The 819-nt window shown below is 28.2% G+C and carries 1 protein-coding gene; it reads left to right on the forward strand.

The features are described from left to right. The first annotated feature begins 39 nt into the window (after window positions 1-39). The gene (locus tag FUA26_RS00005) at window positions 40-627 is read left to right on the forward strand and encodes a HEPN domain-containing protein (protein WP_147130234.1); all 588 of its coding nucleotides are present in this window, start codon (window positions 40-42) and stop codon (window positions 625-627) included. Window positions 628-819: the final 192 nt, after the last annotated feature.

Consider the following 819-nt stretch of genomic DNA (forward strand, 5'->3'; position numbering starts at 1 on the left):
CGTTGGGTAACATTTTGCAAAAATTCCGAAAATTAAATTATGAAAAAAGCTAATTATCTTGGACTATCATATCAATTTTGGACTCTAACAAAAGAAGCTATTAATGAAATGAAAAAGCAAGAAAATAAAAAGCTAATAATGTCTAAATATGATCCTAATCAAACAGATGAAGAATCCCATGAAGAATATTATCAAAAAACTAAATGGAATGATTTTAATGTAGGAGTTCCTATACTATATAACTTTTATCACGGATTAGAACTTTGCATGAAAGGTCTTTTACAAGAAATAAATAAATTTCCAACATCGAAAAAAACACATAGTTTAACTAGTTACTTTGAAATAATTAAAGAAAATAAAAAGAGTTTTATTCCTGAAATAATACATTCGATAGATAAAGTTTTAAACAACGAAAATAGTTTTTCTTCATTTTTTGAAAGTAATAACAGTAACGTAGATAGTTATTATCAGTTGTTGAGATATCCTGAATCATATAAAGGGAATGAAATATATTTTCATGGAGAAATAAGAGGTAAAGAAAAAATTGGTTTGAAAAATTTTGAATCAATTTATAAGAGTTGTGTAGATATTGAAAAATCTATAATAAAATGGTTCGAAAAAACGTAACCCAACACTGGCTAAACTTCATGCGGGTTTTGTGCTTACTTCAAACTTTTGTGTATATTTACTAGGTCGCCAAATCTTGTTGATTTGGCTTTGTGAAATCAAAAAAACAAATCCAAACAAAAAGCTTCGGCTTAGTCCGTGTTCGAAAATCTGGCCGATTTTCTTCCCGCACAAAGCCTAGCCTTAACCGTT

Origin of the sequence: Seonamhaeicola algicola, assembly GCF_007997385.1 — a bacterium.
Lineage (GTDB): Bacteria > Bacteroidota > Bacteroidia > Flavobacteriales > Flavobacteriaceae > Seonamhaeicola > Seonamhaeicola algicola.

Coding starts and splice junctions, on each gene's coding strand:
- FUA26_RS00005 (WP_147130234.1), top strand. CDS start 40: ATGAAAAAAGCTAATTATCTTGGACTATCATATCAATTTTGGACTCTA.